The organism is Bradyrhizobium sp. 157 (assembly GCF_023073815.1).
Taxonomy (GTDB): domain Bacteria; phylum Pseudomonadota; class Alphaproteobacteria; order Rhizobiales; family Xanthobacteraceae; genus Bradyrhizobium.
In genome coordinates this window covers 1-1,489 of sequence record NZ_JADPKF010000057.1, presented here as the reverse complement: position 1 = coordinate 1,489, position 1,489 = coordinate 1, and the positions used below count along the sequence as shown (strand labels likewise).

1 protein-coding gene is annotated in these 1,489 nt (G+C 64.6%); it reads left to right on the top strand.

Annotated features, from left to right (window positions below):
* Positions 1-108: 108 nt before the first annotated feature.
* Entirely contained in the window at positions 109-1,242 is a 1,134-nt protein-coding gene (locus IVA95_RS12320) for an IS110 family transposase (protein WP_247510717.1), read from the top strand.
* Positions 1,243-1,489: the final 247 nt, after the last annotated feature.

The following is a 1,489-nucleotide window of genomic DNA, read 5'->3' as shown; positions in this document are numbered from 1 at the left end:
TCCTCAGACCGTATGTCCCTCTTCCGATGCGGAGGCGACTCACCCTCGATGCGAGTGCGAGGGTTACCCGGATGGGCCGGGCAGAGCCTCACGCAAGGAGGGCGAGTCATGGGCGATTATAGCGAGGCTTTCGTCGGGATCGATACGTCGAAGTTGCGCAATGCGGTTGCCATTGCGGACGCCGGCCGGGATGGCGAAGTTCGGTTCCTGGGGGAGATTGAGAACACGCCGGCGGCAACGGCGAAACTCGTGCGCAAGCTGGCCGCCAAGTACAAGCGGCTGACGTTCTGCTACGAGGCCGGGCCGACCGGCTACGGACTGCACCGGCAGATCAAGGGGCTGGGCTTCGAATGCGCGGTGGTCGCGCCCTCGCTGGTTCCAAAGCGGCGAGGCGACAAGGTGAAGACGAACCGGCGCGATGCGCTCGGCCTGGCGAAGTTGCTGCGTGCCGACGAACTCACGGCGGTCTGGGTGCCGGACGGAGGTCACGAAGCGATGCGCGATCTGACCCGGGCGCGCGAGACGACGATGCTGGATTTGCGCACGAAGCGCCAGCATGTCTCGGCCTTTCTGCTACGGCTGGGAAGGCCTTACCCGGAGAGCAAGAAGACCTGGACCAAGCTACATGTGAGCTGGATCGCGAGCCAAAAGCTCGAGCACCCGCAACAGCGCCTTGTGCTGGAGGAGATGCTGCTGGCGATTCGTCAGGCGCAGGAGCGTCTCCAACGGCTGGAGCAGGCCATCGCCGCGGCCGTTCCGGAATGGTCACTTGCGCCGCTGGTTACCGCTTTGATCGCCATGCGCGGCATGGATCTGATCTCGGCCACAACGCTGCTGGCCGAGATCGGCGATCTCTCGCGGTTCCGAACGCCGACCGAGTTGATGGCCTATCTCGGGCTCGTGCCTTCAGAGGATTCGACCGGCGATACCGTCAAGCGTGGACCGATCACCAAAGCCGGCAACCGGCGTGCCCGGCGCATGCTGGTGGAGTGCTCGTGGAGCTATCAGCATCCGCCGCGGGTCGGACAAGCCAAGCAACCGAAGGTCGATGCGGCGCCGCCGACGGTTCGCGAGATTGCCTGGAAGGCGCAGTGCCGACTGTACCGGCGCTATCGCGCGCTGATCAGGAACGGTAAGCTCAAGACCGTCGCCATCATCGCAATCGCCCGCGAGCTCGCCGGCTTCATCTGGGCTGTCGCTCGCGCAGTCACGGCCGCACGTGTCGCGGCAACCCCGGCTTAAGAGGCTTGGCAAGGGGTGCCAAGCGGCAAGGTCGAGCGCTAACCAGGGAGCCCGGCGCCGGGGCAGTGATCCGGCGAAGCGATAAATCTCGTGCAACGGCGGAAGCAGAGCCGCGGTAGGGGAATTCCCGATCATCCTGTGTGACCGATCGCAAGATCGACGTCCGACCTCAGACCGGGACAGCCCCAGACGAACCAACGGAAATGCGTGAACCCGCGAATAAGAGCTTGTTGACCGACGTCTCTGG

Bases quoted from the DNA above. Each gene is read 5' to 3' on its own strand.
- IVA95_RS12320 (WP_247510717.1), top strand. From the start codon at position 109: ATGGGCGATTATAGCGAGGCTTTCGTCGGGATCGATACGTCGAAGTTG.